This window comes from Burkholderia singularis, assembly GCF_001718875.1.
GTDB lineage: Bacteria > Pseudomonadota > Gammaproteobacteria > Burkholderiales > Burkholderiaceae > Burkholderia > Burkholderia singularis.
In genome coordinates this window covers 3,187,958-3,212,359 of the sequence record NZ_CP013448.1, presented here as the reverse complement: position 1 = coordinate 3,212,359, position 24,402 = coordinate 3,187,958, and the positions used below count along the sequence as shown (strand labels likewise).

The 24,402-nt window shown below is 65.2% G+C and carries 23 protein-coding genes and 1 pseudogene; 12 read left to right on the top strand and 12 right to left on the bottom strand.

Translation table 11 applies throughout. The annotated features are described in order from the left end of the window. Nucleotides 1–208: 208 nt before the first annotated feature. The 4 genes from nadB to radC form a co-directional block, all read right to left on the bottom strand. A complete protein-coding gene (gene nadB / locus AQ611_RS14220; RefSeq protein ID WP_069235314.1) occupies nt 209–1,810 on the bottom strand; it encodes an L-aspartate oxidase in 1,602 nt (533 codons plus the stop codon). 168 nt (nt 1,811–1,978) lie between these two features. Beyond that, nucleotides 1,979–2,146, bottom strand: a complete 168-nt coding sequence (gene rpmG / locus AQ611_RS14215; RefSeq protein WP_004185395.1) for a 50S ribosomal protein L33 — start codon at nt 2,144–2,146, stop codon at nt 1,979–1,981. Nucleotides 2,147–2,164: 18 nt separating this feature from the next. Next, nucleotides 2,165–2,398 (bottom strand): 50S ribosomal protein L28, encoded by a 234-nt coding sequence (gene rpmB / locus AQ611_RS14210; RefSeq protein ID WP_004186391.1) that lies wholly within the window; start codon nt 2,396–2,398, stop codon nt 2,165–2,167. 213 nt (nt 2,399–2,611) lie between these two features. Further along, a complete protein-coding gene (gene radC / locus AQ611_RS14205) occupies nt 2,612–3,409 on the bottom strand; it encodes a RadC family protein (RefSeq protein ID WP_059520458.1) in 798 nt (265 codons plus the stop codon). A gap of 139 nt (nt 3,410–3,548) precedes the next feature. Here radC and AQ611_RS14200 point away from each other — a divergent pair, with 139 nt between their 5' ends. From AQ611_RS14200 to AQ611_RS14165, 8 genes are all read left to right on the top strand, one after another. Next, complete coding sequence (locus AQ611_RS14200) at nt 3,549–4,004, top strand: FKBP-type peptidyl-prolyl cis-trans isomerase (protein WP_059520457.1); 456 nt, start codon at nt 3,549–3,551, stop codon at nt 4,002–4,004. A gap of 2 nt (nt 4,005–4,006) precedes the next feature. Further along, a complete protein-coding gene (gene ispH, locus AQ611_RS14195; RefSeq protein WP_059520456.1) occupies nt 4,007–4,987 on the top strand; it encodes a 4-hydroxy-3-methylbut-2-enyl diphosphate reductase in 981 nt (326 codons plus the stop codon). 280 nt (nt 4,988–5,267) lie between these two features. Next, nucleotides 5,268–5,615, top strand: coding sequence for a hypothetical protein (locus tag AQ611_RS14190; RefSeq protein WP_102720216.1), 348 nt, complete (start codon nt 5,268–5,270; stop codon nt 5,613–5,615). A gap of 224 nt (nt 5,616–5,839) precedes the next feature. Then, nucleotides 5,840–6,790 carry a branched-chain amino acid ABC transporter permease gene (locus AQ611_RS14185; RefSeq protein WP_059520454.1) on the top strand — a complete coding sequence of 317 codons (951 nt, stop codon included), beginning with the start codon at nt 5,840–5,842 and terminating at the stop codon, nt 6,788–6,790. Nucleotides 6,791–6,805: 15 nt separating this feature from the next. Next, nucleotides 6,806–7,975, top strand: a complete 1,170-nt coding sequence (locus AQ611_RS14180; RefSeq protein WP_059520453.1) for an ABC transporter permease subunit — start codon at nt 6,806–6,808, stop codon at nt 7,973–7,975. 304 nt (nt 7,976–8,279) lie between these two features. After that, on the top strand, nt 8,280–9,053 hold the full coding sequence (locus AQ611_RS14175) for an ABC transporter ATP-binding protein (protein ID WP_059520452.1): 774 nt from the start codon (nt 8,280–8,282) through the stop codon (nt 9,051–9,053). Continuing rightward, nucleotides 9,053–9,769 carry an ABC transporter ATP-binding protein gene (locus AQ611_RS14170; protein ID WP_059520451.1) on the top strand — a complete coding sequence of 239 codons (717 nt, stop codon included), beginning with the start codon at nt 9,053–9,055 and terminating at the stop codon, nt 9,767–9,769. Before AQ611_RS14175 ends, AQ611_RS14170 begins: the two co-directional genes overlap by 1 nt. A gap of 187 nt (nt 9,770–9,956) precedes the next feature. Next, a complete protein-coding gene (locus tag AQ611_RS14165) occupies nt 9,957–10,631 on the top strand; it encodes a DUF2278 family protein (protein WP_069234880.1) in 675 nt (224 codons plus the stop codon). A gap of 165 nt (nt 10,632–10,796) precedes the next feature. On the opposite strand, the gene AQ611_RS14160 is transcribed toward AQ611_RS14165, so the two are convergent. Both AQ611_RS14160 and AQ611_RS14155 read right to left on the bottom strand, forming a co-directional pair. Further along, entirely contained in the window at nt 10,797–11,981 is a 1,185-nt protein-coding gene (locus tag AQ611_RS14160) for an acetylornithine transaminase (RefSeq protein ID WP_069234879.1), read from the bottom strand. A gap of 307 nt (nt 11,982–12,288) precedes the next feature. Continuing rightward, the gene (locus AQ611_RS14155; RefSeq protein ID WP_069234878.1) at nt 12,289–13,320 is read right to left on the bottom strand and encodes a CDP-6-deoxy-delta-3,4-glucoseen reductase; all 1,032 of its coding nucleotides are present in this window, start codon (nt 13,318–13,320) and stop codon (nt 12,289–12,291) included. A 29-nt stretch (nt 13,321–13,349) separates the two neighbouring features. Here AQ611_RS14155 and AQ611_RS14150 point away from each other — a divergent pair. After that, nucleotides 13,350–14,457: pseudogene (locus tag AQ611_RS14150) on the top strand (NAD-dependent epimerase/dehydratase family protein). Here AQ611_RS14150 and AQ611_RS14145 read toward each other — a convergent pair. Together AQ611_RS14145 and AQ611_RS14140 are read right to left on the bottom strand one after the other, a co-directional pair. Continuing rightward, nucleotides 14,450–14,641: a hypothetical protein gene (locus AQ611_RS14145; protein WP_089339229.1), complete on the bottom strand. Its 192-nt coding sequence runs from the start codon at nt 14,639–14,641 to the stop codon at nt 14,450–14,452. The pseudogene AQ611_RS14150 and the gene AQ611_RS14145 sit on opposite strands and share 8 nt — an antisense overlap. 133 nt (nt 14,642–14,774) lie before the next feature. Continuing rightward, nucleotides 14,775–15,491, bottom strand: a complete 717-nt coding sequence (locus AQ611_RS14140; RefSeq protein WP_069234876.1) for a pseudouridine synthase — start codon at nt 15,489–15,491, stop codon at nt 14,775–14,777. Between the two features lie 154 nt (nt 15,492–15,645). Between AQ611_RS14140 and AQ611_RS14135 the strand changes: the two genes are divergently transcribed. Beyond that, nucleotides 15,646–16,017 (top strand): copper resistance CopC family protein, encoded by a 372-nt coding sequence (locus AQ611_RS14135; protein WP_369828086.1) that lies wholly within the window; start codon nt 15,646–15,648, stop codon nt 16,015–16,017. Between the two features lie 251 nt (nt 16,018–16,268). Here AQ611_RS14135 and AQ611_RS14130 read toward each other — a convergent pair whose 3' ends face one another. Further along, entirely contained in the window at nt 16,269–17,156 is an 888-nt protein-coding gene (locus AQ611_RS14130; RefSeq protein WP_069234875.1) for a LysR substrate-binding domain-containing protein, read from the bottom strand. A 114-nt stretch (nt 17,157–17,270) separates the two neighbouring features. On the opposite strand from AQ611_RS14130, the gene AQ611_RS14125 reads away from it, so the two are divergent. Then, nucleotides 17,271–18,155, top strand: coding sequence for an alpha/beta fold hydrolase (locus tag AQ611_RS14125; protein ID WP_069234874.1), 885 nt, complete (start codon nt 17,271–17,273; stop codon nt 18,153–18,155). Nucleotides 18,156–18,442: 287 nt separating this feature from the next. Next, nucleotides 18,443–20,632 (top strand): prolyl oligopeptidase family serine peptidase, encoded by a 2,190-nt coding sequence (locus tag AQ611_RS14120; RefSeq protein ID WP_069234873.1) that lies wholly within the window; start codon nt 18,443–18,445, stop codon nt 20,630–20,632. Nucleotides 20,633–20,753: 121 nt separating this feature from the next. Here the strand turns inward: AQ611_RS14120 and AQ611_RS14115 are convergent, their stop codons facing one another. From AQ611_RS14115 to AQ611_RS14105, 3 genes are all read right to left on the bottom strand, one after another. After that, entirely contained in the window at nt 20,754–21,311 is a 558-nt protein-coding gene (locus AQ611_RS14115) for a Dabb family protein (protein ID WP_180978169.1), read from the bottom strand. Between the two features lie 533 nt (nt 21,312–21,844). After that, nucleotides 21,845–23,218 carry a phospholipase D-like domain-containing protein gene (locus AQ611_RS14110; protein WP_069234872.1) on the bottom strand — a complete coding sequence of 458 codons (1,374 nt, stop codon included), beginning with the start codon at nt 23,216–23,218 and terminating at the stop codon, nt 21,845–21,847. Beyond that, a complete protein-coding gene (locus AQ611_RS14105) occupies nt 23,215–24,240 on the bottom strand; it encodes an alpha/beta hydrolase (RefSeq protein ID WP_069234871.1) in 1,026 nt (341 codons plus the stop codon). The genes AQ611_RS14110 and AQ611_RS14105 overlap by 4 nt, the downstream gene beginning before the upstream one ends. Nucleotides 24,241–24,402 lie beyond the last annotated feature (162 nt).

Sequence of the window (24,402 nt, the reverse complement as noted above, 5' to 3'; positions counted from 1 at the left end):
TAAAGACCGGGCGAATTGCGGCTGCGCCGCGGCGTCCGGTCGATCTTTCACGCTGCCGGTGGTTGCTTCGATTTTTTCGAGAAAGTGACGCCCCGTTTCGACATGCATTAGGCAAATGAAACAAGGCCGCCGGCGCGTGATGTGCCGGCGGCCTTGTCTTATCGCGCGCACGGCGCGACGCAGTGGGCGTGCGCGGCCGGGCACGCCGTTATTGGGTTGCCCGCCGCGTGGGTGTAAGCACGGTCGGCAACGCTGTCGGCAGCGCGTGCGGCCAGTCGCGGCTGTAGTGCAGGCCGCGGCTTTCGCGCCGCGCCCGCGCGCTGTCGACGATCAGCGACGCGACATCGACCAGGTTACGCAGTTCGAGCAGATCGCGGCTTACGCGGAAATTCGAGTAATAGTCGTGAATTTCGTTGCGCAGCAGCTTCAGCCGGTGCTTCGCGCGTTCGAGCCGCTTGTCCGTGCGCACGATGCCGACGTAGTTCCACATCAGGCGGCGCAGTTCGTCCCAGTTGTGCGCGACCACGACTTCCTCGTCCGGGTCCGATACGCGGCTCTCGTCCCACGCAGGCAGCGGGCCATGCGTGGCCGAATCGTAGCCGGCGCTTTCGATTGCGGCGGCGGTGGCGCGGCCGATCACGAGGCATTCGAGCAGCGAATTGCTGGCGAGCCGGTTCGCGCCGTGCAGGCCGGTGTACGACGTCTCGCCCACCGCGTAGAGCCCCGCGAGATCCGTGCGGCCGGCCAAATCCGTGACGATGCCGCCACATGTGTAGTGCGCGGCCGGCACGACGGGAATCGGCTCTTTTGCGATATCGATGCCGAATTCGAGGCAGCGCGCGTGGATCATCGGAAAGTGCTCGCGCAGGAATGCCTCCGGCTGATGGCTGATGTCGAGGTAGACGCAATCGATACCGCGCTTCTTGATCTCGAAATCGATGGCGCGCGCGACGATATCGCGCGGCGCAAGCTCGGCGCGTGGATCATGCTCGGGCATGAAGCGGGTGCCGTCCGGTAGCCGGAGAACGCCGCCTTCGCCGCGAACGGCCTCGGTGATCAGGAACGACTTGGCATACGGATGGAACAGGCAGGTCGGATGGAACTGAATGAATTCCATGTTCGCGACTCGGCAGCCCGCCCGCCATGCCATCGCGATGCCATCTCCGGTCGAGGTGTCCGGATTCGTCGTATACAGATACACCTTGCCGGCGCCGCCCGTCGCGAGCACCGTGTGCGGCGCTTCGATCGTCACCGTGCGGCCGCTTTGCACGTCGAGCGCATAGAGGCCGACGCAGCGCCGCCCGGGCAGGCCGGGCAGCCCGAGGCGATCCGACGTGATCAGGTCGATCGCGTGGTGATCCTCGAAGAACGTGATGTTCGGATGGCTGCGCGCACGCTCGGACAACGTCGCGAGCACGGCATGCCCGGTCGCGTCGGCCGCATGAATGATGCGGCGGTGGCTGTGACCGCCCTCGCGGGTCAGGTGGAAGCCCAGCTCGGCCGCATCGTCCTTCGTGAACGGCACGCCTTGCGAAATCAGCCATTCGATCGCCTCGCGGCCGTGCTCGACGATGTAGCGTGTCGCCGTTTCATCGCACAGGCCGCCGCCTGCGATCAGCGTATCGTTGACGTGGTTTTCGACGCTGTCCGCCGAGTCGAGCACGGCGGCAATGCCGCCTTGCGCGTTGTCACTCGCGCCTTCCATCATCGAGCGCTTCGCGATCAGCGCGACGCGGCGTGTTTGCGCGAGATTGAGCGCGACCGACAGGCCGGCGAGGCCGCTGCCGACAATCGCCACATCGAAATTCATCTGCATCTCCGTTGCTTGTGCGTTCCGTCTTATCTTTCCCGCCGCGCGCCATGCGAACGGGAAGTGCAGAGCATACCGCTTCAGAGCGGAGCGCGGACGGCGGCTCAAGTAAAAAGCCCCGCGATTGCGGGGCTTTTCGTCATCGTCAGGCTCGTGGAAACCGGAGCATTACTTGATCTTGGTTTCCTTGTATGCCACGTGCTTGCGCGCGACGGGATCGAACTTCATGATCTCCATCTTTTCCGGCATGTTGCGCTTGTTCTTCGTGGTCGTGTAGAAGTGACCCGTGCCTGCGGTCGACTCGAGCTTGATTTTGTCGCGTGCGCCTTTCGCCATGGTAGTGCTCCTTGGGGCTTAGGCTTCGCCGCGTGCGCGCAGGTCAGCGAGCACGGAATCGATGCCGTTCTTGTCGATCAGGCGCAGGCCGGCGTTCGAGACGCGCAGGCGCACCCAACGGTTTTCGCTTTCCACCCAGAACCGGCGGTTTTGCAGATTCGGCAGGAAGCGACGCTTCGTTTTGTTGTTCGCGTGGGAAACGTTGTTGCCGCTCATCGGCGCTTTCCCAGTCACTTGGCATACGCGTGCCATGAGAGCACTCCTAATACGCTGAATTCGGGGTTCAATCGCCGGTGACGGTTTCCGCGAGCTTGTGCCGGTATGGACAAAACAGGCTTGCAGGACCGCTGAAGCGGCTTCAGAACTGGTTGGAAAAAAGTCAGACGGCGATTCTAACAGAAAAACCTCAGGAAAATCAAACCCAATTTGTCGGCGGGTTCGGGCAGGCCGCACGGCTCGTCCGTGCTAGAGCCAGCCCGCTTGCGCGAACGAGAACGTATCGTTTGCGCCGATGACGAGATGGTCCGACAGCCGCACGTCGACAAGCGCGAGTGCATCGCGCAGCACGTGCGTGAGCCGCCGATCCGCGGCGCTGGGCTGCACCGCGCCCGACGGGTGATTGTGCGCGACGATGAGCGCGGCCGCATTCAAGGCGAGCGCGCGCCGCACGATTTCGCGCGGATAGACGGCCATTCGCGTCAGCGAGCCGCGCGCGCTTTCCTCGGTTCGCAGCACACGGTGCCGGGCGTCGAGGAACAGGCAAACGAACACCTCATGCGGCTGTGTGCCGATCATGAGCCGCAAGTAATCCTCGAGCGCGCCAGGCGAATCGACGAGCGGCCGTTCGCGCGCCTTTTCGGCGAGCGCGCGCCGCGCCAGCTCGACGACTGCGACGAGCATTGCGGCGCGCGCATTGCCGATGCCGCGCAGGCCCTTGAAATCGCCGGGCGCCGCGTCGAGCAGCGCGCGCAGCGAACCGAAGCGCATGAGCAGCGTGTTCGCAAGCGCGAAGACATCGTGGCCGGGTAGGCCGGTGCCAAGCAAAAGCGCGATGAGTTCCGCATCGGATAGCGCGGCCGGGCCGCGTTCGAGCAAGCGTTCGCGCGGCAGATCGCCGCCACGCCGCGCGGACATCGGCGCGGCCGTGGGCGTTGCGGCGCGGCAGGCCGTGAGCGCGGCCGCGGCGGGCGGGACCGCCGCCGCGCGCCATTCTTGCGGCGGCTCGTCGGTGTCTTCGCCAATCATCAGTAGGTCGTGCTGCATCTTACTGGCTCCATTGGCCGGGCGATGGCGGCGGCGCAAATGACGCCATCTGCCGCCCCGATCGCCGAGGGTGACTTACAATAGGGGCTTTGTACCGCGCCGCCCGCGTTTTTCAGGCGCCGATTGAACGAGTACCACCATGAGTCTCATCGACCTTGCAGAAGTGAAGCCCGGTTCCCACGTCACGCTTCATTACCGGCTCGCCCTGGCCGACGGCGCCGACATCGTCAACACGTTTACCGACAGGCCCGCCACGCTGCTGCTCGGCGCCGGGCAGCTCGCGCCGTCGCTGGAAGAGATTCTGATCGGACTCAAGCCGGGGCACCATTCGACTTTCCGGCTAGCGCCCGAGCAGGCATTCGGGCCGCGCAATCCGGAGCTGATTCAGCGGGTGTCGATGGCCACGCTGCGTGAGAACGCGATGGTCGGCGAGGATTTCACGCCCGGCGATCTGGTCGAGTTCAACGCGCCCGGCGGCGGCCGTTATGCTGGCGTGCTCAAGGAGGTCGGCGAGACGTCGGCGCTGTTCGATTTCAATCATCCGCTCGCGGGCCAGGCGCTCACGTTCGAAGTGAAAATCATCGGGATTCTGTAATCATGAGCTCCATCGATACGCTGTCCGGCCAGGTTGCTGCGGCCGATGCCGAGATCCTGCTCGCTCAACCGCGCGGTTTTTGCGCGGGCGTCGATCGGGCGATCGAGATTGTCGAGCGCGCGATCGCGATGCATGGCGCGCCGATCTACGTTCGCCATGAAATTGTCCACAACAAGTATGTCGTCGAGGATCTGAAGAAAAAAGGCGCGATCTTTGTCGAGGAACTCGCCGAAGTGCCGTCCGGCAACACGGTGATCTTCAGCGCGCACGGCGTATCGAAGGCGGTGCGCGACGAGGCGGCGGTACGCGGGCTGCGCATTTACGACGCCACCTGCCCGCTCGTCACCAAGGTGCACGTGGAGGTCGCGAAGATGCGTCAGGATGGCGTCGATATCGTGATGATCGGCCACAAGGGGCATCCGGAGGTCGAGGGCACGATGGGGCAGGTCGAGCGCGGGATGCATCTCGTCGAGAGCGTCGAGGACGTGAACCGGCTCGAACTGCCCGATCCGGAGCGCGTCGCGCTCGTCACGCAGACGACGCTGTCGGTCGACGACGCGGCCGAGATCATCGCGGCGCTCAAACAGAAATTCCCTGCGATTCGCGAGCCGAAGAAGCAGGACATCTGCTATGCGACGCAGAACCGCCAGGATGCGGTGAAATTCATGGCGCCTCAATGCGATGTCGTCATCGTCGTCGGCAGTCCGAATAGTTCGAATTCGAGCCGTTTGCGCGAGGTCGCGGAAAAGCGCGGCGTCGTCGCGTACATGGTGGATGCGCCCGAGCAGATCGATCCGGCGTGGGTCGCTGGCAAGCGCCGGATCGGCGTGACGGCGGGCGCGTCGGCGCCCGAGGTGCTCGCGCAGGCGGTGATCGCGCGTTTGCGCGAGCTTGGCGTGACCAACGTGCGTGCGCTCGAGGGCATCGAGGAAAACGTTTCGTTCCCGCTGCCGCGCGGCTTGAATCTGCCGCCTGCCGCTTGATCCGGCGACGGCTACTCGCCTCTCGGGTTGTAGCGCGAAAGCGCGCCTTTGGGCGCGCTTTTGTTTTGATGGGGCCTTTGGGGAGCAACCGGACGGCGTTAAATTAGTGCAACCAAGTTGCTATTTAAATTGAAATGGCCTTCCCGGAAAAGGTTGCAATGCAGGAAAACCCTGTCGAATCAGGAATATTGGCGCTTCTATAAATAGAGTTACAATTCGCCCGTTTTCAGGCCTGGGGCCTTGAAACACGAATTGGGCAAGGCGCTGGAGACCTGTTTTGATGCATCGGAAGTTGGCTTGCGCCGAGTTCGACGGCGCTGCGGTTGCGCTTTTTGCGGTATGCGCCGTCACGTGCTGTCACGAGGTGGCGATGCCTGGGGTTTTTCGGCGCGGCATGCGCGCCGGGGCCGGCTGCGCGCGGTTCGCCGCGCGCGCAGTTGCGATGTCCATTCCGCATGTATGCGTTCGCGCGCAGGTTCGGTTGCTTGCCGGCGTGCGCGCCGACGCCCCGGCGCGCCTTCATTTGGCCGCGGCGGTTCATCCGATGCTCCGTCCGCGCGGCCGGAAGGCGCGGGCCCGGACGCTCTACGACTTCAAGGAGGTCCAGCACACTGTCCTCAAGTCGTGAGAATTTCAAACGGGATTCGTGGTGGTGCCGAAAATCCGTGCGGCGCCGTTTCCGCCTCTATCCCGGCGCTCAGCGCGCGGCATACGATCCGCGCGCTGAGCGCCGGGGCGACATCACCTACCGGTATTGATTCAGGACCCGCAGTGTCCGCCGAAACGGTGCGACTCCATCGCTTATCCGCGTGGCCGAGCATCGTCCGGACGGCACGGACCAAGGAGCTTTAAATGGATATTTTCATCCAGCAGATTCTCAACGGGCTGGTGCTCGGCAGCATCTACGCCATCATCGCGTTGGGCTACACGATGGTGTACGGCATTCTCGGCATCATCAACTTCGCGCACGGCGATGTGCTGATGGTGGGCGCAATGGTTGCACTCTCCGCGATCACAGTGCTGCAGAACCATTTTCCGGGGCTGGGGCATATCGCGACGCTGGCCATCGGGCTCGTGATCGCCGCGCTCGTTTGCGCGTGCGTCGGCTTTACGGTCGAGCGCGTCGCGTACCGGCCGCTGCGCCGCGCGCCGCGCCTCGCGCCGCTGATCACCGCGATCGGCGTGTCGATCCTGTTGCAGACGGCCGCGATGATGATCTGGTCGCGCAATCCGCTGCCATTTCCGCAGCTTCTGCCGACCGATCCGATCAGCGTGATCAAGGCGGGCGAGAACAATCCGGGCGCGGTGATTTCGCTGACTGAGATCACGATCATCATCGTCGCATTCGTGGTGATGGGCGGGCTCCTGCTGCTCGTGCACAAGACCAAGCTCGGCCGCGCGATGCGTGCGATCGCCGAGAACCCGAGCACGGCGAGCCTGATGGGTGTGAATCCGAACTTCGTGATTTCGGCGACGTTCATGATCGGCTCGGCGCTGGCCGCGCTCGCGGGCGTGATGATCGCGTCCGAGTATGGCAACGTGCATTTCTACATGGGTTTCATTCCCGGCATGAAGGCATTCACGGCCGCCGTGCTCGGCGGGATCGGCAATCTCGGCGGCGCGATGGTGGGCGGCGTGCTGCTCGGTCTCATCGAGCAACTGGGCGCCGGCTATATCGGCAATCTGACGGGCGGGGTGTTCGGCAGTAACTATCAGGACGTGTTCGCGTTCATCGTGCTCATCGTCGTGCTGGTGTTCCGGCCGTCGGGCCTGCTGGGCGAGCGTGTCGCCGATCGCGCGTAACGGGGGGAGAACAACATGACATCGATTCAACCGATCGAAACGTCCGCGACGCTCGTCGACGAGCGTCATACCGCGAAGACGGTCACTGTCGGCGTGTTGACCGCCGCGCTTGTGATTGCCGCGCCGCTCATCATCGGCGCGACGGGCGGCAACTATTGGGTGCGCGTGCTCGATTTCGCGATGCTGTACGTGATGCTCGCGCTGGGGCTGAATGTCGTCGTCGGCTTCGCGGGGCTGCTCGACCTCGGCTACATCGCGTTCTACGCGGTGGGCGCTTATACCGCGGCGCTGTTGAGTTCGCCGCATCTGACGTCGCATTTCGACTGGATCGCGCAGCTCGCGCCTGCCGGCCTGCATGTGCCGTTTCTCGTCATCGTGCCGATCGCGATGGCGCTCGCGGCGGTGTTCGGCATTCTGCTCGGCGCGCCGACGCTGCGTCTGCGCGGCGACTATCTCGCGATCGTCACGCTCGGCTTCGGTGAGATCGTGCGGATCTTCATGAACAACCTGGATCGTCCGGTCAACGTGACGAACGGGCCGCAAGGGATTACGGGCGTCGATCCGGTCAAGGTCGCGGGTTTCAACTTCGCGCAGACGCATGAGATTTTCGGCTTCTCGCTGCCCTCGGTCTATTTGTATTACTACCTGTTCGTGCTTTGCGCGCTGCTCGTGATCTGGGTCTGCACACGGCTGCAACACTCGCGGATCGGCCGCGCGTGGGCCGCGATCCGCGAGGACGAGATTGCCGCGAAGGCGATGGGCATCAACACCCGTAACGTGAAACTGCTTGCGTTCGCCATGGGCGCGTCGTTCGGCGGTCTGTCGGGCGCGATGTTCGGCGCGTTTCAGGGCTTCGTGTCGCCGGAATCGTTCACGTTCTGGGAATCGGTCGTCGTGCTCGCGTGCGTCGTGCTGGGCGGCATGGGACATATTCCGGGCGTGATTCTCGGCGCCGTGCTGCTCGCCGTGTTCCCCGAATTTCTGCGCTCGACGATGAGTCCGCTGCAACACATGCTGTTCGGCCACGACGTTGTCGATACCGAAGTGATCCGTCAGGCGCTGTATGGCCTCGCGATGGTCGTCATCATGCTGTACCGCTCGGAGGGCCTGTGGCCCGCGCCGAAGCATGAGGACAAGATCGCGAAATTGGCGAAACGCGGCGGCAAGAAGCCGGTGCGCGCTTGAAGGGAGCGGGTGGGGTGAGCGCTGAAGCGCTAACGCCCGCCGACAGCGTTGCATGGGGCAGGGGCAAGTGCTGAAGCGCTAACTCATGCCGACAGCGTTGCATGGGGCAGGAGCAAGTGCTGAAGCGCTAACTCATGCCGACAGCGTTGCATGGGGCAGGAGCAAGTGCTGAAGCGCTAACTCATGCCGACAGCGTTGCATGGGGCAGGAGCAAGTGCTGAAGCGCCAACTCATGCCGACAGCGTTGCATGGGGCAGGAGTAAGCGCTAAAGCGCTAACTCCTGCCGACACAGGAGAGAAGGTAATGAGCGAACAAATTCGTCTGTCCGTCAAAGGCGTGAATAAACGCTTCGGCGGCCTGCAGGCGCTGTCCGATGTCGGCCTCCAGATTCGGGAAGGCGAAATCTACGGTCTCATCGGTCCGAACGGCGCGGGCAAGACCACGTTCTTCAACGTGATCACCGGGCTCTACACGCCCGACTCCGGCGAGTTCAAGCTCGACGGCGAAACTTATACGCCAACCGCCGTCCATCAGGTCGCAAAAGCGGGCATCGCCCGAACGTTTCAGAATATCCGTCTGTTTGGCGGAATGACGGCGCTCGAGAACGTGATGGTCGGGCGCCATGTGCGCACGAAGCACGGCCTGATCGGCGCGGTGTTCCAAACACCCGCCGAGCGCAAGGAAGAGCGCGAGATCAGGGAGCGCGCGATCGAACTGCTCGATTACGTCGGCGTGCTGCAGTATGCGGACTACACTGCGCGCAATCTGTCATACGGCCATCAGCGGCGTCTGGAGATCGCCCGCGCGCTCGCGACCGATCCGAAACTGCTCGCGCTCGACGAGCCGGCGGCAGGGATGAACGCGACCGAGAAAGTCGAACTCACACGGCTGCTTGACAAAATCCGTGCCGATGGCCGCACGATCCTGTTGATCGAACACGACGTGAAGCTCGTGATGGGGCTGTGCAATCGGATGACGGTGCTCGATTACGGCAAGGTGATCGCCGAGGGGCTGCCGCAGGACGTGCAGAAGGACCCGAAAGTGATTGAAGCTTATCTCGGCGCAGGGGTGCACTGATGGCAGCGGCAATGTTGAAAATCAAAGGCTTGCAGGTCAACTACGGCGGCATCCAGGCGGTCAAGGGCGTCGATCTGGAAGTCCGTCAGGGCGAGCTCGTCACGCTGATCGGCGCGAACGGCGCGGGCAAGACCACGACGATGAAGGCGATCACGGGGCTCAAGCCGTATTCGGCGGGCGACATCGAATACGACGGCCAGTCGATCAAGGGCGTGCCGACGCACGAGCTGCTCAAGCGCGGCCTTGCGATGGTGCCGGAAGGGCGCGGCATCTTCGCGCGGATGTCGATCGTCGAAAACATGCAGATGGGCGCATACCTGCGCAACGACAGCGATGGCATCAAGCAGGACGTGGAGCGGATGTTCGGCTTTTTCCCCCGTTTGAAGGAGCGGGCGACGCAGCTGGCGGGCACGCTGTCGGGCGGCGAGCAGCAGATGCTCGCGATGGCGCGCGCGATTCTGAGCCGGCCCAAGCTGTTGCTGCTCGACGAGCCGTCGATGGGGCTGTCGCCGATCATGGTCGAGAAGATCTTCGAGGTGGTGCGCGAGATCTCGAAGGAGGGGCTCACGGTGCTGCTCGTCGAGCAGAACGCGCGCCTCGCGTTGCAGGCGGCCGATCGCGGCTATGTGATGGATTCCGGGACGGTCACGATGTCGGGCGACGCCAAGCAGATGCTCGACGATCCGAAGGTGCGCGCGGCATACCTCGGCGAGTGAGCGCATGAGCGCGCCGCGCACGGCGGCGCATTGCGTTCCGATGCTTTCGAAAGGCCGTCACCGCTCGCCGTGACGGCCTTTTTCCTATCGGGCGTTCGCAGGCGCGGCGAACTTCCCGCGCGCTGCCGAATCCATTCACGCAGCGCGTATGTCGCGCGTGCGATAACTCCGAACCGGGAGGCGAAGCATGAGTCTGGATTACGGTTTCGTAAAGGCGAAGGTGAAAGCGGTGGCGGGGCTGAAGGCGGCGGGGCATGGCGCCGAGACGCAATATCATGTGCATCTCACGCTCGCGTTGCCGACGGGCGATTGGGATGTCGCGATCAACGTCGGCACCAATGACGCAGACGACTTGCTCAAATACAAGCTCGTCTACGATTTCCATCATCCGATTACCGGCACGCTCGCGGCGGCGCAGGAGGGCTACACGGATCTCACTGGCCGCGACGCGCTGCCCGCGCTCGACTACATGCGCAGCGACATCCTGAGCGAGACAGGCGCGTGGCGCCTGAGCGACGTGATGGATGGCTCCGAGCATGCGGAGCCGATACCGTCGGTGCTGCGTCTCGTCAACCACGCGCAACAGCAAGGTCTCGATTTCTACGTGTTCGGCCGGACCTACAGCGAAGGCAACGGCATTCACGACACGCACATGAACCAGGGGTCGTCCGGCGCGCATTATCTGCACCGCGCGGGTGACGACGGCACCGATCACAACGATGTGTGGCAGGATGGCGCGCTGATGGTTTGTATCGACGGCAACCAGCAGTGGGCCGCTTATTTCGCGGCATTCGAGCAGCAGGCGGTGCCGACCGACGCGCTCGGCAATCCGCAGCCGGGCTCGGGGCCGATCACGGCGTGACGTGCGGCGCGGATGGGTCGCGCGCCGCCCGCGCGGCCCATTCGAGTATTCGGAAAATGTGGCGCGCCGCACGGCGCGCGCGGTGTCGATATCGCGGTGCGCGAGTTCCGCCCGCCCATCGAGAGCGGGCCGGCTGCGCTCGGTGCGCGTGCCGGCACGCTCTCATCAAAGCGAATCGAGCACCGAGCGCAGCATCGCGAGCATTTGGTCGATCTCGTCGATGCTCACGTTGAGCGCCGGCATGAAGCGCAGCAGATTGGGCCGCGCGGCGTTCAGCAGCAGGCCCACCGGCTGCATGTCGCGCGCCTTCTCGACGATCTGCGGGCCGATGTCCTTGCCGAGCAGCAGCGCACGCAGCAGGCCTTCGCCACGTTCGCCTTCGAAGCCGCGCTCGTCGGACAGCTCGAGCAGCTTTTCCTTCAGATATTCGCCGCGCGCGCGCACGCCTTCGAGGAAGCCGGGCGCGACGAGCTGCGAGATCACCGCATGGCCCGCCGCCGTCATCAGCGGGTTGCCGTTGTAGGTGCCGCCCTGATCGCCTGCCTCGAACACCGCGACATCGGCCTTCGCGAGCAGCGCCGCGAGCGGCACGCCGCCGCCCAGGCCCTTGCCGAGCGTCATGATGTCCGGCTCGACGTTCGCGAGTTCGTACGCGAACAGCGTGCCGGCGCGGCCGCAACCGCTTTGCACCTCGTCGACGATCAACAGCAGGCCGTGCTGCTTCGTCAGCGCGCGCAACTGGTGCATGAATTCGCGCGTCGCCGGAATCACGCCGCCCTCGCCCTGGATGGGCTCCAGCATCACGGCGACTGTCTTGTCGCCGATCAGCTTTTCGACCGACGCGATATCGTTAAGCTCGGCCTTCGGGAAACCCGGCACCTGCGGGGCGAAGAGCGTATCCCAGCCGGGCTTGCCGCTTGCCGACATCGTCGCGAGCGTGCGGCCGTGGAACGCATGGTCGAACGTGATGATCTCGTAGGCGCCGTTCTTGTATTGACGGCCCCACTTGCGCGCGAGCTTGATCGCGCCTTCGTTCGCTTCCGCGCCGCTGTTCGCGAAGAATACCTTGTCGAAGACGCTATGCTGCGTGAGCAGGGCCGCGAGCTTGGCCATCGGTTCGTTGTAGAAGGCGGGCGAAGGGTTGAGCAGCTTCTCCGCTTGCGCCTGCAGCGCGTGCACGAGGCCGTCGTTGCAGTGGCCGAGGCAATTGACCGCCCAACCCTGGATGAAGTCCAGATAGCGCTTGCCGGTATGGTCGTGGAGCCACGATCCCTTGCCGTGCGTGAACACGATGTCGGGGCGGTTCGTGATGTACATCAGCGAGTCGATCGGGTAATCGGTCAACGGCATGGCGGCGGGCTCCGGGCAGGGGGTCGGCGAAATGAAGCGGAATGAAAAGCAACAAAAAAGCCACGGTGCATGCCGTGGCTGGATGGTTCGAACAGCTTGCGCGTAACAGGGAAGCGGGTTAGGCGCGAGTCCGTGACGAGCCGGCGGCATCCGGGACGGGAAGCGAGCGGCGACGTCGAAGTGTGGACTGGAGGCGGTTCATGGGCGCAAGCTTAAGGCACGCTTGGCTTCAAGTAAACCGCCGCGACGCGGCAATTCGATGTCGCGGCGGTTCGATCTCTGCGGGTGCGTTGCCGGCGCACGGCACTCAGACCGTATGCGCGAGGTCCGCGGCGCTCGTGAACGAATCCGCGTAGAACGCGTCCGCGGGCAAACCATGATGCTGCGTGAAGTCGCGCTGCGCCGATTCGACCATCACCGGCGCGCCGCATGCATACACCTCATGGCCCGACAGATCCGGCAGATCCTCGATTACCGCGCGGTGCACGAAGCCCGTGCGGCCCGTCCAGCCGTCGCTGTCGTCGGGCTCGGAGAGCACCGGCACGAACTTGAAGTTCGGGATTTCGCCCGCCCATTGTTCGGCGACGTCGAGCAGATACAGATCCTTCTTGCGGCGCGCGCCCCAGTAAAGCGTCATGGGACGCTCGAGCTTCAGGTGTTTCACATGCTCGATGATCGCCTTGATCGGCGCGAAGCCCGTGCCGGAGGCGAGCAGCACGATCGGCTTGTCCGATTCCTCGCGCAGGAAGAACGTGCCGAGCGGGCCTTCGAAGCGCAGGATATCGCGCTCCTTCATCGCGCCGAACACGTGATCGGTGAACTTGCCGCCCGGCATGTGGCGGATGTGCAACTCGATCGGACCGTCCTCGTGCGGCGGTGTCGCCATCGAGTAGCTGCGGCGCGTGCCGTCCTTCAGGAGGAATTCGATGTATTGGCCGGCGAGATACTGCAGCCGCTCGTTTGCGGGAAGCTGCAGTTTCAGCACGATCACGTCGTCCGCGCGGCGCTCGAGCGCCGCGACGCGGCACGGCAGCTTCTTCACTTGCACGCCGTCGACACCCGCGATTTCGCGCACGTCGATTTCGAGGTCGCTTTGCGGTTTCGCGCAGCACATCAGCGCCAGGCCGCGCGTGCGTTCGTCATTCGACAGCGCCGACGCCGAATGCGGCCCCTGCTCGATCTGACCTTGCGCGACCGCGCCCTTGCACGAGCCGCATGCGCCGTTCTTGCAACCGTAAGGCAAATGCACGTTCTGACGCAGCGCCGCCGCGAGCACGGTTTCGTCGGCCTCGACCTGGAATTGCCGGCCGCTTTGCTTGATGGTTACGTTAAAAGCCATAAGTCCGTTGAGAACAGTATGTGGGGACCGTGCGATTCAGGCACGGCAGCTACAATGCATCACGAAGGAATCAACCGGTACACCATGATTGCGACACGAATCCTGCGCCGCTCGCGCGTGCTGATCGTCGGCTGCGGCGATGTCGGCATGCGCTGCGTCGCTCAACTGCGCGCGCGGCGCGTGAACCTGCGCATCGTCGCGCTGACGAGCCAGCCGGCGCGCCGCGCCGAACTGCGCGCGGCAGGCGCCGTGCCGCTCGTCGGCAATCTCGACGAACGGGCGACGCTCACGCGTCTTTCCCGGCTCGCGAATACCGTGCTGCATCTCGCGCCGCCGCAGGCGACGGGCGACGCCGATTGCCGCACGCAGGCGCTGATCGCCGCGCTGGCATCGCCGCGGCGGGTGCCGCGCCGCTTCGCGCGTGCGCAGGCGGGCCGTGCATACGTCAGACGGCGCGCGAAGCAGGCCGCCGTCACTGCGATTCGGCAGCCATTTCGGCCACGGTTTCGGCTTCCGCGTATTGTACCCGACGCGCCGTCGCGGCCGGTCGTCGTCTACGCGAGCACGAGCGGTGTTTATGGCGACTGCGGCGGTGCATGGGTTGACGAAACGCGGCCGGTGCGGCCGGCCAACCCGCGTGCGCGGCGGCGCGTGTCGGCCGAGCGCCAGTTGCGCCGCGCGACCGCGCGCGGCGCGCTGTCTGCGCGCATCGTCCGCATTCCGGGCATTTATGCGGCAAACCGGCTGCCGCTCGCGCGGCTCGACAAGGGCACGCCGGCGCTCGTCGACGCCGACGACGTCTACACCAACCACATTCACGCCGACGATCTCGCTTCGATCCTGCTGCGTGCGGCCGCGCGCGGCAAGCCGGCGCGGGCCGTGCACGCGTGCGACGACACCGAGATGAAGATGGCGGAGTATTTCGAGCGGGTCGCGCGTGCGTTCGGCAAGCCGAGCCCGCCGCGTATTACGCGCGCCGACGCGCAGCGGCGGCTCGATCCGACGCTGCTGTCGTTCATGCGCGAATCGCGGCGGCTCGTGAACGCGCGCATGAAGCGCGAATTGCGCATCGCGCTGCGCTACCCGAGCGTCGACGCGTTTCTGCGCGCCACCGCCGCGCCGGACGCGCTCAAGTAAGCGCCGGCAACGCCTCGATCAGCAGGAAGCACAACAGCGCGCCGATCATCGCGCCGATCAGGTTCGGGTGATATTTGTGCTTCAAATGCATCGCGGTGAGCAATCCGCCGATCACGATCGCACCAAGCGCCGCGAACGCGAGGATCACGGACGAAATTTCAATCGGACTGCTGATGATCATCATGCCTCCCCAAACCGGAAAACTCTGTACTCGTGTTTTGTGCTTGTGATTTGAGTATAGCGAGGCTTTTCGATGCTGCCATGCTGCGGAGCAGCAAGCCTGCAGCCGCTGGCCCGCAGGCCGTGCGGGCTTTCCCTTACAGGGTTTTCGCTGTATCGCGCAATGCAGCCAGCTCGGATGCGTCGAGCCAGCGCCACGCGCCTTGCGCGAGATCCTTTGGCAGCGCGAAGCCGCCGATGCGAAGCCGGTGCAGCGCGTCGACGCGGTTGCCCACTGCGGCGACCATTCGTTTGACCTGGTGGTATTTGCCTTCCGCGATAGTCAATTCGAGGAGGCGTTCTTCTCTGGCATGCGCGGCGATCGCGGCGACGGGCTTGGGCTCGCCGTGCAGCAGCACGCCGGCGCGCAGCGCATCGAGTTGCGCGTCGTCGAGCGGGTGGCGCACCGTGGCGGCATAGGTTTTCGGCACCTTGCGCTTCGGTGACGTGTATGCGTGAACGAATTGGCCGTCGTCGGACAGCAGCAGCAGGCCCGTCGTGTCCTGGTCGAGCCGGCCGACGCACTGGACGCCGCGCTCGGCGAACTGGGGCGGCAGCAGGCTGAAGACGCTCGGGTGATGTTGCGGCTCGCGCGAGCATTCGTAACCGGCGGGCTTGTTGAGCGCGAGATACGCGCGCGCGTGGTACGGCCACGCGATGCCGTCGACTTCGAAGATCAGTCGGTCGGCATCGAACGATGCCTGCGGATCGGCGCACGTCGCGCCGCCGATCGCGACGCGTCCCGTGTCGATGAGCGCGCGGCATTGGCGGCGCGAGCCGAAGCCTTGCGTAAACAGAATGCTTTCGAGATCCATGGCGTGCGCATTGTATCAAGCGTATCAAGCGGGCATGCGCCGGTACGTTCGCGCAGGGGCGCACGCGCGCGTAACGCTGGTAAGCTGACGGCCGCGGTCCGCACCGGCGCGCCGTGTTTGGTCGTTTGTTTCGTCGTTTTAATGAAGGTATCCAATGACATCGAAGAAGATCATGCTGATGGCGCGCGGCGGCATCGCCGCCGCGCTTGCGCTCACGTTGCCGGGCTTTGCGTCGGCCCATGCGAAACCGGAGCAGACTCAGCCTCCCGCGAACGCCGTGGTTGCGGCGCCTAGCGATGTGGTGATCAATTTCACCGAGACGCTCGAGCCGGCATTCAGCTCGATCGCGGTTGTCGATGCGGCAGGCGTGCTCGTGACGACCGACAAATCGATCGTCGATGCCAGCCGCAAGCACATGTCGGTCGCGCTCAAACCGTTGCAACCGGGTGCCTACACGGTCAAATGGGTGGCGGTTGCGACCGACGGCCATCGCACGCAAGGCAGCTACAAGTTCAGCGTGAAATGAACGGGCGCGCCGAGGCGCCCGAATCGGCCGAGCGGTGACCCGGCGCTGCGCCTGAGCCGCTTGGCCCGAATCGTTCAAGCAGTGATCCTCCGCTGCGCGGCGCAGCCGATCGGCCGCGCGCGCGGTATGTCGGCGGGTGGCCGGCCGCGCCGGGCGGGGCCGGCAGGTTGGGCGCGCTGGGGTTGCGCGCGGATGTTCCACGCATGCGTGCGCAGCCCGTCAATTCGTCGGCCCGGCGGCCCGTCGGCCCGTCATGTTCCGAATCGGCGGCGCGCGCCGCTTTCGCGAACCGCGTCGATCAGCGCCTCGCTCGCGGGCGTCGGCCGGTGCGCGAACGCGTAGAAGCGCGCCGCGGGCAGCGTAGGCAAGCCGTCGTTTGACCCGTATTCGCGCAGGCCGTCGCGCAACTGGCTGCGCGCGAGCACCGTGAGCGCGAATCCGGCGAGCGCCGCCGACACGCAACCCGTCATGCTGGCGCTCTCGAACACGATGCGCCACGGCCGTTGCGCGCTGCTCAGCGCGCGTACCGCCGCCTCTCGATAGACGCACGGCTCGGGAAAGAGCGCGAGCGGCAGCGTGCCGGCCGGCTCGAGCGTGGCGGCGGACGTGTAGGCCCACACGAGCGGCTCCTCCCACAGCAATTCGCCGGCGGCGTCGACGCGCTCGCATGCCTTGCCGAGCACGACGTCGATCTTGCCGCGCGCCTGCTCGCGCAGCAGATCCACGGTGATGCCGACCTTCAGTTCGATCGACGTGCGGCGATGCCGGCGGCCAAACGCATGCAGCACCTGCGGCAGCCACGTGCCGGCGAAGTCCTCCGAGGCGCCGATGCGCAGCCGTGCGTCGAGCGGCGAGCCGCGCAGCCGCGCCCGCGCGTCGCGCTCCAATTCGACGATATTGCGCGCATACGTGTGGAGCGTCTGGCCGGCCGGCGTCAGCTCGACGCGGCGCGTGGTGCGGGCGAGCAGCGTCGCCCCCGCAGCCCGTTCGAGCCGCTTGATGTGGCCGCTGACCGCGGATGGCGTCAGCGCGAGCCGCTCCGCGGCGAGTGCGAAGCCGTTGCTTTCGACGACGGCGAGAAACGTGCGCAGCAGCCCGATGTCGAGCGGCGCGGACGACGGTTCCAGCAGCGTATCCATTGCGATCCGCTCCCGCAATTGAACGAGATTCTCTAATAATAATCGATGATTCTTCACGAATCGCAATGAGACGACGTTCTACCATCGGCAACGTATTGATCGACGGAGATCCCGATGTCTGCATACGCCTATGTGGCGACGCCGTTGCTGGACGTTGCTTATCTCGAATGGAATCCGGCCGGCGAGCGCACGGCCGTTCTGCTGCACGGCTGGCCCGACAGCCCGGCTTGCTGGAAGACGCTCGCGCCGGCGCTTGCCGGCGCCGGCTATCGCGTGCTGGCGCCGGCGCTGCGCGGCTTTGCGCCGACCCGTTTTCGCGATCCCGCGACGCCGCGCAGCGGGCAGCTCGCCGCACTGGCGCGCGATTTGCTGGATTTCATCGACGCGTTGCGGCTCGATGCGCCGGTGCTCGTCGGGCACGATTGGGGCGCGCGGGCGGTGGCGAACGCGTGCGCGTTGCGCGAGCGCGCCGCGTCGCATCTCGTGATGATGTCGGTCGGGTATGGCACCAACGATCCGAATCAGACGCTGTCGCTGCAGCAAACGCGCAACTACTGGTATCACTGGTGGATGGCGACGCCGCGCGGCGAACGCGCGGTGCGCGACGAGCGCCGCGAGGTTGCCCGCTTCATGTGGGACACCTGGTCGCCTGCCGGCTGGTATGCCCCGCACGAGTTCGACGAGGCGGCCGAAGCGTTCGACTCGCCCGACTGGGCCGATGTGGTGCTGCACTCCTACCGGCAGCGCTGGAATCTCGCGCACGGCGACCCGGCCTACGCGGAGGACGACGCGCGGCTGGTGCCCGCGCCCGTGCTGTCGGTGCCGACGCTCGTATTGCACGGCGGCGCGGACGCCTGCACGCATCCGGACAGCTCCGCCGGACGCGAAGCGCTGTTCGCCGCGCGTTACGAGCGAATCGTGCTCGACGGAATCGGGCATTTCCCGCAGCGCGAGGCGCCGGCGCAGGCGGCCGGCGCGATTCTGAAATTCTGCGTGTGAGCGTGCGGCAGGCGCGTGCGGCTGGCACGACGATGCGGTATTTGAAAAGCCGAGTGACGGCAGGCAGCGGTTGAAACATTGCGCGCCGCGCGAGCGGGCGCATGCGGCACGGTGATCCGGCGCGCGGTTTCGAGCTGATGCCGGGCGTTGCCGCGGCGTCTGGAATCGATCTTTCAGCGATCTTTTCGGGCGCCGCAAGCTCGTTTGGCGTATCGCATTTTTGGCGACGTTGTCGGTCGGGAGGACCCGGAGTACGCTTGCCGCGCCTCCTTACCGGGAAATCCCAGATGAAAACAACGAAAGCCGTTTGGATCATGACGCTCGCCACGAGCTTGAGCGTTGCGGCAGCCGCGTCGTTCGCGGCCGACGGGCCGCCCGTCGCGCCGGTGCGCCCCGTCACGACAACCTATTTCGGCACGCCGGTCGTCGACAACTACCGCTACATGGAGAATCTGAAAGATCCTGAAGTCCAGGCGTGGATGAAGGCACAGGCCGACTATACGCGCCGCACGCTCGATCGCATTGCCGGGCGCGCCGCGCTCGCCAAGCAAATTCAGAGCCTGATGGCGGGCGATCTGATGCGCGGCGAATTCACGCGCCGTGGCGAGCGCCTGTTTTATCGGCTGATGGAGCCGGGCAGCAACTTGCCGAAGCTCGCGTGGCGCGATGGCGTGCATGGCGCGGAACACGTGATCGTCGATCCGGCCAAGCTCGCGCCCGGCAGCGCGCATCATTACGCACTCGACTGGTATTCGCCGTCCTGGGACGGCCGCTATGTGGCGTATGGCGTATCCGAAGGCGGCTCGGAAAAGAGCGTGCTGCGCGTGATCGATTTGAGCACGGGCGCGCAGCTTGCCGAATCGATCGATCGCACCAGCGGCTGTGTCGTGTCGTGGCGCAACGACAACCGTTCGTTCTTCTATCTGCGTTACCCGAAGGCCGGCCCCGACACGCCGCCCGCGCTCACCGAGTACAACGCGGTGACGTTCGTGCACACGCTCGGCGAGCATCCCGACGGCGACGGCGACGAGGCCGTGTTCGGCCGCGGCGTGTCGGCCAAGCTCGACGTGCCCGAAGGCCAGGGCACCTATGTGCTGGTGTCGCCCGATTCGCCGTATGCGGTGGCGGTAGCCAATCGCAACATGGATGACAATCCGAATACGTTCTACGTCGCGCCGCTCGAGCGCGTGAGCGGCGCCGATACGCCGTGGCAGAAATTCGCCGAGCCTCGGGACGGCGTGACCGACGTGAAGCTGCGCGGCGAGCGCTTGTATCTGCTGTCCGAAAAGGATGCGCCGCGCTTCCAGATCCTGTCGACGCCGGCAGCGCGGCCGGATATCGCGCATGCGGCTGTGCTCGTTCCGCAGGGGCCGAACGTGCTCGACGCGTTCACGATCGCGCAGGATGCGATCTATGCCGGCGAGCGCGCGGGCGCGAGCTTTCAGCTCAGGCGGGTGTCGTTCGACGGGCGCGACAACGCAACGCTCACGCTGCCGTTCGCAGGCGCCGTGCGCGATCTGAGCGCGGACCCGCGCGAGCCGGGCGTGATGTTCACCCTGCAAAACTGGGTCAAGGCGCCGCGCGTGATGGCGTTCGATCCGCGCAGCCGCGGCAATGCCGCGGTCGATACCGGCCTCGTCGCGCCGTCGAAGCTCGAATCCGACGCCTATGAAGCGCACGACGAGTTCGCGACGAGCTACGACGGCACGCGCATTCCGGTATCGATCATCGCGAAGAAGGGCGTGGCGCGCGACGGTTCGCATCCGACCATCGTGACCGGCTACGGCAGTTACGGCGTATCGATGGACCCGGCCTACCGGCCGTCGTGGCCGGCGTGGCTGGACCAGGGCGGCATCGTCGCGGTCGCGCACCTGCGCGGCGGCGGCGAGTATGGCGACGCGTGGCATCGCGCGGGCCAGAAGCAATGGAAGATCAACACGATGCTCGATTTCGTCGCGGCCGCGCAGCATCTGATCGACCGGCGCTATACGCAGCGGCGATATCTGGCCGCGAATAGCGCGAGCGCAGGCGGGATCGTGATGGGAGGCGCGATGAGCATCGATCCGGGGCTCTTCCGCGTCGTGCTGGACGATGTCGGCCTGTCCGACGCGCTGCGTTTCGAGACCGAGCCGAACGGGCCGCCGAACGTGCCCGAGATGGGTTCGAGTTCCGACGAGGCGGGTTTTCACGGGCTGTATGCGATGAGCGCGTATGCGCATATTCACGACGGCACGCCGTATCCGGCGGTCATGTTCACCACCGGCGCGAACGATCCGCGCGTGTCGCCGTGGCACATGCTGAAGATGGCGGCGCGGGTGCAGGCGGCGACGGCGAGTGCACGTCCGGTGCTGCTGCGCATCGATTACGACGCCGGCCATGGTATCGGCTCGAGCGTATCGCAGCGGGCGAATCTGCTTGCCGACGAATGGGCGTTCGCGCTGTGGCAAATGGGCCAGCCCGCGTTCCAGCCGAAGTGACGGCGCACGGGCGATGCTTCAGCATCGTTCGGACCGGCGGCGCGGCGCCTGCCCGGCGCCGGCGCGCCGGTTCGGGTGCCGGCCGGCGCGGCACGTCACGGCGTGCCGCTTGCCGGCCGGCTCATGCGCCGGACGCAGTCTGGTCGACGGTATAGTCGAACACCAGAACGCCTTGGCGCGCGAGCAACGGGCCGACGAAATCCTTGAAGGCCTGGTGATTCGCGTCATAGAAATTCGGATCGGTGACGATCGGTTGCCCGACATAGAAATTACGGTCGCCTTCCGAGCGGAACGTCACGAGGAACCCTTGCTGTAGCCCCTGATCGGCTTTTTCGCCGCTGCTTTGCAGCCCTTCGTCGATGGATACGATATAACGCGCGCCGTTGCGCTGGCTTTTCTGTAGCGACAGAAAGCGCTGGGTGATTTCCTGCCTTTGCGCGGCCGTCACCGTATCTTGATAGCGGAACAGCACGATGTGACGCACTACGCCGGGCTTGTAATCCGATGCGGTGAACCGTTCGACGCCGACGGCCCTGAGTTCGTCGTTCAAGCGTTGCGCAGCCGGAATCGATGACACATCGGCACCCTTTGCGTTGGGGATCACGTTGTCGTCATCTCCGCATGCCGAGACAACGAAGCCGCAGACGACGATTAGCGCAATATTGAGCAGAATTTTCATGATCATACCTTGCGTGGTCGACTGAGCGCGGCCGCGTATTTTGCCGTTCGGAGCCCAGCCGTATATCGATGATCGGTTTTCGGCAATTCGTGTCGCGAATTGGAAAATCGCCGGAAACCATCGGAAAGACATGCGCATTGATTGACGCGCCTCATCGCGTTTCATTGCGGCGAATAAAAAGGCGTGCCGGCCCAGGGTAAAGCCGGCACGCTCAAAGTTCCGCTTTTCGCAGAACCACGCATGCTGCGCTTGACTCGCATTCGCGCAGCCGTTTCATCATCTCAAAGGCGGGAAAAACTATCAATGGCATTTTCCCGCATTTCGCACTTGTTGACAGTTAACGACATGCGATTATTTTTAAATTTTAATTCGATTAATTGAGTTGCGGTTTTAATCCCAGAAATTGAATTGTGGGAATATGATTAATATATTGACGGAGTTAATCCGGCGCCGGCGCCGACGCCGGCGCGCGGGAGAGCCGATATTCAGGTAAGCCGCATTCGCGCCGCCCGGCGAGCGCCGATGCCGCGCGATTATAGAAACCGTCGCACGAGCGGTGTCAGCCATCGCCAGACGCTGCCGCACCCGGCCGCATCGCAACGCGCATCGGGCGAGGCGAGCAGCCCGCCTTTGCCGTCGGTGACCGCGGCTGAATGCGCGAGAGCGAGCGCCACCGTTTGAGCGAGTGGGGGGATGTCTGTTTCGTCGGCGGGATCGATCCACAGGCCGTTTTCAGTATTTGAATAGGCTGAGAGCGGATCGAAATTGAAGCTGCCGACATAATAGCGGCGGCCGTCGATCCGAACGAGCTTCGCGTGCAGCATCCGGTTTGCGTCGTCGTGATATTCGCGTATTTCGAGGCCCGCGCGCGCGAGTGCCGGCAAGTCGTTCGCGTATGCGCGGCCGATCGCCGGCAACTCAGCGGCGAGCCGCTCGAGCGATGCGCCGACTAGCACGACGCGCACGCCCTCGCGCTGCTTGCGCTCGAGCAGCGCGCGCATCTCGGGCACGAGGATCAGATATGGATTCACGACGACGATTTCCGTGCGCGCATGGGCAAGCGCGGCGAGCATGTCGCCGAGCGTGCCGGGCGCGCGTTTGTCCGGCGCGTCGTGCACGTAGCGCAGACGGTCGCATGTGAGCGCAAGCCACGCGGTGGCGGGGGGCGCGTCGTCGATCGCCGGCGCGCCGGCGTTGTTGCCGTGCTCGTCGACGGGCGCGGCGGACAGCGCGCGGCGCCAGCGCTCGATGAGCGCCGGCTCGAGCGTCTTGAAACCACGTGCGCCGTGGTACGGCGACGCGAGCGCGAATATATCCGCCGGTCGCTGCGCGACGGCCGCGTTGCTGCGCCAGAATGCGTCGAAGTGCGCGCGCATCGCATGCAGCGTCGAATCGCGGCGGCCTGGATCGCCGCGCACCAGCAAGTCGCGCTCGATGAGCCAGCCGTCGACGCTTGCATCCCACGTCGAGCTGCTGCCGATGATGCCGGTGTCGCCGACGAGGAACAGTTTGTCGTGCATGCGCCGCGCGAGTTTCGTGAAGTCTGCTTTCGGATGGAATACGCGTATTTCGAAGCGCGGCGCGATGTCGTGCAGCGCGGCGATCAACTCGTCTTCGATCGGCAGGGTGGCTCCGGGGCCGATGCCGTCGATCAGCAGGCGCACCGGCACGCCGCGTTGCGCGGCCTGCACGAGCCGGCGCAGCATGTCGAGGCCCGCGCGGTCGGTATCGAAAATGTATGCCAGGATGCGAATGCCGTCCGACGGCGTGGCCGCGCGAACGAGGTCGGCGCGCGTGCGCTGCAGCGCGCCGTCGTCGATGGGGGCGATCCAGTCGACGCATTGCGCGGCGGCGCTCGCGGACCAGGCGGCGATTGCGAATGCGGCGGCGAATGCGCGCGGTTTCATCGTTCGGCCGACATCGCGCGATTGGCCGGCGCAACGCGGGCGGTGAACGCGAGAATCCGATCCATCATCCAATCGAACGACGGGTTGTAGTCGCCAGGTTGGGAACGGTACGTATCCATGGACGATTTCGCGACGTTCGCGTGCCACACGGCGCTTTCCTCCGGATAGACGATCAGTTCGGATATTTGCGGCATCTGTGCGAGCAGGCTCAGCGTTTCGCGCGCGTCGACGGCGGGATCGCGTAGCGGCACGATCGCGAATACCGGCGCGCGCACTTGCGCGCCGAGCCTCACATAAGACAGCGGCAGATCGCGGCGCTTGCCGTTGTCGAGCGGAATCGCGTCGCCGTAAGTGCGGCCGAGATATTGAATCATCTCGTACAACTGAAATACCGGATTGCCGGACAGCCTCGCGCTTTCGTCCGCATCCGCGCGCTTGCGCGTAAACGTGTTGCCCGCGATGCCGGATGCCTTGCCGATCACGCCGCCGAGCGTGGGCAGCGCACGTAGTTCGGTTGCGGGCGCCCATAGAACGAGCGCGTCGACGTCGCGCGGGCGCGCGAGCGCCGCGTACAGCGCGAGCGTGCCGCCGAGCGAATGTCCGGCGACGATCACGTGCTGGCCAACGCAATGCGCAACGTCCAGACCGAGATCGGCCGTGGCGAGCCAGTCGCGATACGTGACGGTGTCGATCGAGCGCCAGCCCGCGTCCCAATGCCCCGGCAGCAGCAGCGACACGACATTGTAGCCGGCCGCCGCGAAGCGCGACGCCGCGCCGCGCAGGAAGTACGGCGATTCGTACAGCCCGTGGATCAACAAGACGGCCGTGTCCGTGCGACTGTCGGGCTGGAGGATCATGAACGGCAAGTGCTTGTCCGCGACGCCGGCTGCCGCGAGGCCGAGCCGATACGCGTCGAACGCCGCGGTGCAGTGCTGCTGCGTGGCGGCTTGCGTGGCACAGGGCAACGCGAGGCCGGTGAGCGCAACGGCGCATAGCCGGCGCAGAATCGCGAGCGGGCGCATCGACGTCGAATGAGTTAACCGGCCGGATGCGCGCTGGACGAGCGATCGGCCGAAAGCGCCGAGGCCGGGGGCCGGTGCCGCCGCGGGTAGGGCGTGCCGTCGGGCGGCGCGAAATTCCGACGTAGCGCGCGGGGCGGCAGAGAAAGCGTTATTTCTTTCATA

Excerpts from the sequence above, each read along its gene's own strand:
- nadB (WP_069235314.1), bottom strand. The coding sequence starts at position 1,810 with ATGAATTTCGATGTGGCGATTGTCGGCAGCGGCCTCGCCGGCCTGTCG.
- rpmG (WP_004185395.1), bottom strand. The coding sequence starts at position 2,146 with ATGGCGAAAGGCGCACGCGACAAAATCAAGCTCGAGTCGACCGCAGGC.
- rpmB (WP_004186391.1), bottom strand. The coding sequence starts at position 2,398 with ATGGCACGCGTATGCCAAGTGACTGGGAAAGCGCCGATGAGCGGCAAC.
- radC (WP_059520458.1), bottom strand. The coding sequence starts at position 3,409 with ATGCAGCACGACCTACTGATGATTGGCGAAGACACCGACGAGCCGCCG.
- AQ611_RS14200 (WP_059520457.1), top strand. The coding sequence starts at position 3,549 with ATGAGTCTCATCGACCTTGCAGAAGTGAAGCCCGGTTCCCACGTCACG.
- ispH (WP_059520456.1), top strand. The coding sequence starts at position 4,007 with ATGAGCTCCATCGATACGCTGTCCGGCCAGGTTGCTGCGGCCGATGCC.
- AQ611_RS14190 (WP_102720216.1), top strand. The coding sequence starts at position 5,268 with ATGCATCGGAAGTTGGCTTGCGCCGAGTTCGACGGCGCTGCGGTTGCG.
- AQ611_RS14185 (WP_059520454.1), top strand. The coding sequence starts at position 5,840 with ATGGATATTTTCATCCAGCAGATTCTCAACGGGCTGGTGCTCGGCAGC.
- AQ611_RS14180 (WP_059520453.1), top strand. The coding sequence starts at position 6,806 with ATGACATCGATTCAACCGATCGAAACGTCCGCGACGCTCGTCGACGAG.
- AQ611_RS14175 (WP_059520452.1), top strand. The coding sequence starts at position 8,280 with ATGAGCGAACAAATTCGTCTGTCCGTCAAAGGCGTGAATAAACGCTTC.
- AQ611_RS14170 (WP_059520451.1), top strand. The coding sequence starts at position 9,053 with ATGGCAGCGGCAATGTTGAAAATCAAAGGCTTGCAGGTCAACTACGGC.
- AQ611_RS14165 (WP_069234880.1), top strand. The coding sequence starts at position 9,957 with ATGAGTCTGGATTACGGTTTCGTAAAGGCGAAGGTGAAAGCGGTGGCG.
- AQ611_RS14160 (WP_069234879.1), bottom strand. The coding sequence starts at position 11,981 with ATGCCGTTGACCGATTACCCGATCGACTCGCTGATGTACATCACGAAC.
- AQ611_RS14155 (WP_069234878.1), bottom strand. The coding sequence starts at position 13,320 with ATGGCTTTTAACGTAACCATCAAGCAAAGCGGCCGGCAATTCCAGGTC.
- AQ611_RS14145 (WP_089339229.1), bottom strand. The coding sequence starts at position 14,641 with ATGATGATCATCAGCAGTCCGATTGAAATTTCGTCCGTGATCCTCGCG.
- AQ611_RS14140 (WP_069234876.1), bottom strand. The coding sequence starts at position 15,491 with ATGGATCTCGAAAGCATTCTGTTTACGCAAGGCTTCGGCTCGCGCCGC.
- AQ611_RS14135 (WP_369828086.1), top strand. The coding sequence starts at position 15,646 with ATGACATCGAAGAAGATCATGCTGATGGCGCGCGGCGGCATCGCCGCC.
- AQ611_RS14130 (WP_069234875.1), bottom strand. The coding sequence starts at position 17,156 with ATGGATACGCTGCTGGAACCGTCGTCCGCGCCGCTCGACATCGGGCTG.
- AQ611_RS14125 (WP_069234874.1), top strand. The coding sequence starts at position 17,271 with ATGTCTGCATACGCCTATGTGGCGACGCCGTTGCTGGACGTTGCTTAT.
- AQ611_RS14120 (WP_069234873.1), top strand. The coding sequence starts at position 18,443 with ATGAAAACAACGAAAGCCGTTTGGATCATGACGCTCGCCACGAGCTTG.
- AQ611_RS14115 (WP_180978169.1), bottom strand. The coding sequence starts at position 21,311 with ATGAAAATTCTGCTCAATATTGCGCTAATCGTCGTCTGCGGCTTCGTT.
- AQ611_RS14110 (WP_069234872.1), bottom strand. The coding sequence starts at position 23,218 with ATGAAACCGCGCGCATTCGCCGCCGCATTCGCAATCGCCGCCTGGTCC.
- AQ611_RS14105 (WP_069234871.1), bottom strand. The coding sequence starts at position 24,240 with ATGCGCCCGCTCGCGATTCTGCGCCGGCTATGCGCCGTTGCGCTCACC.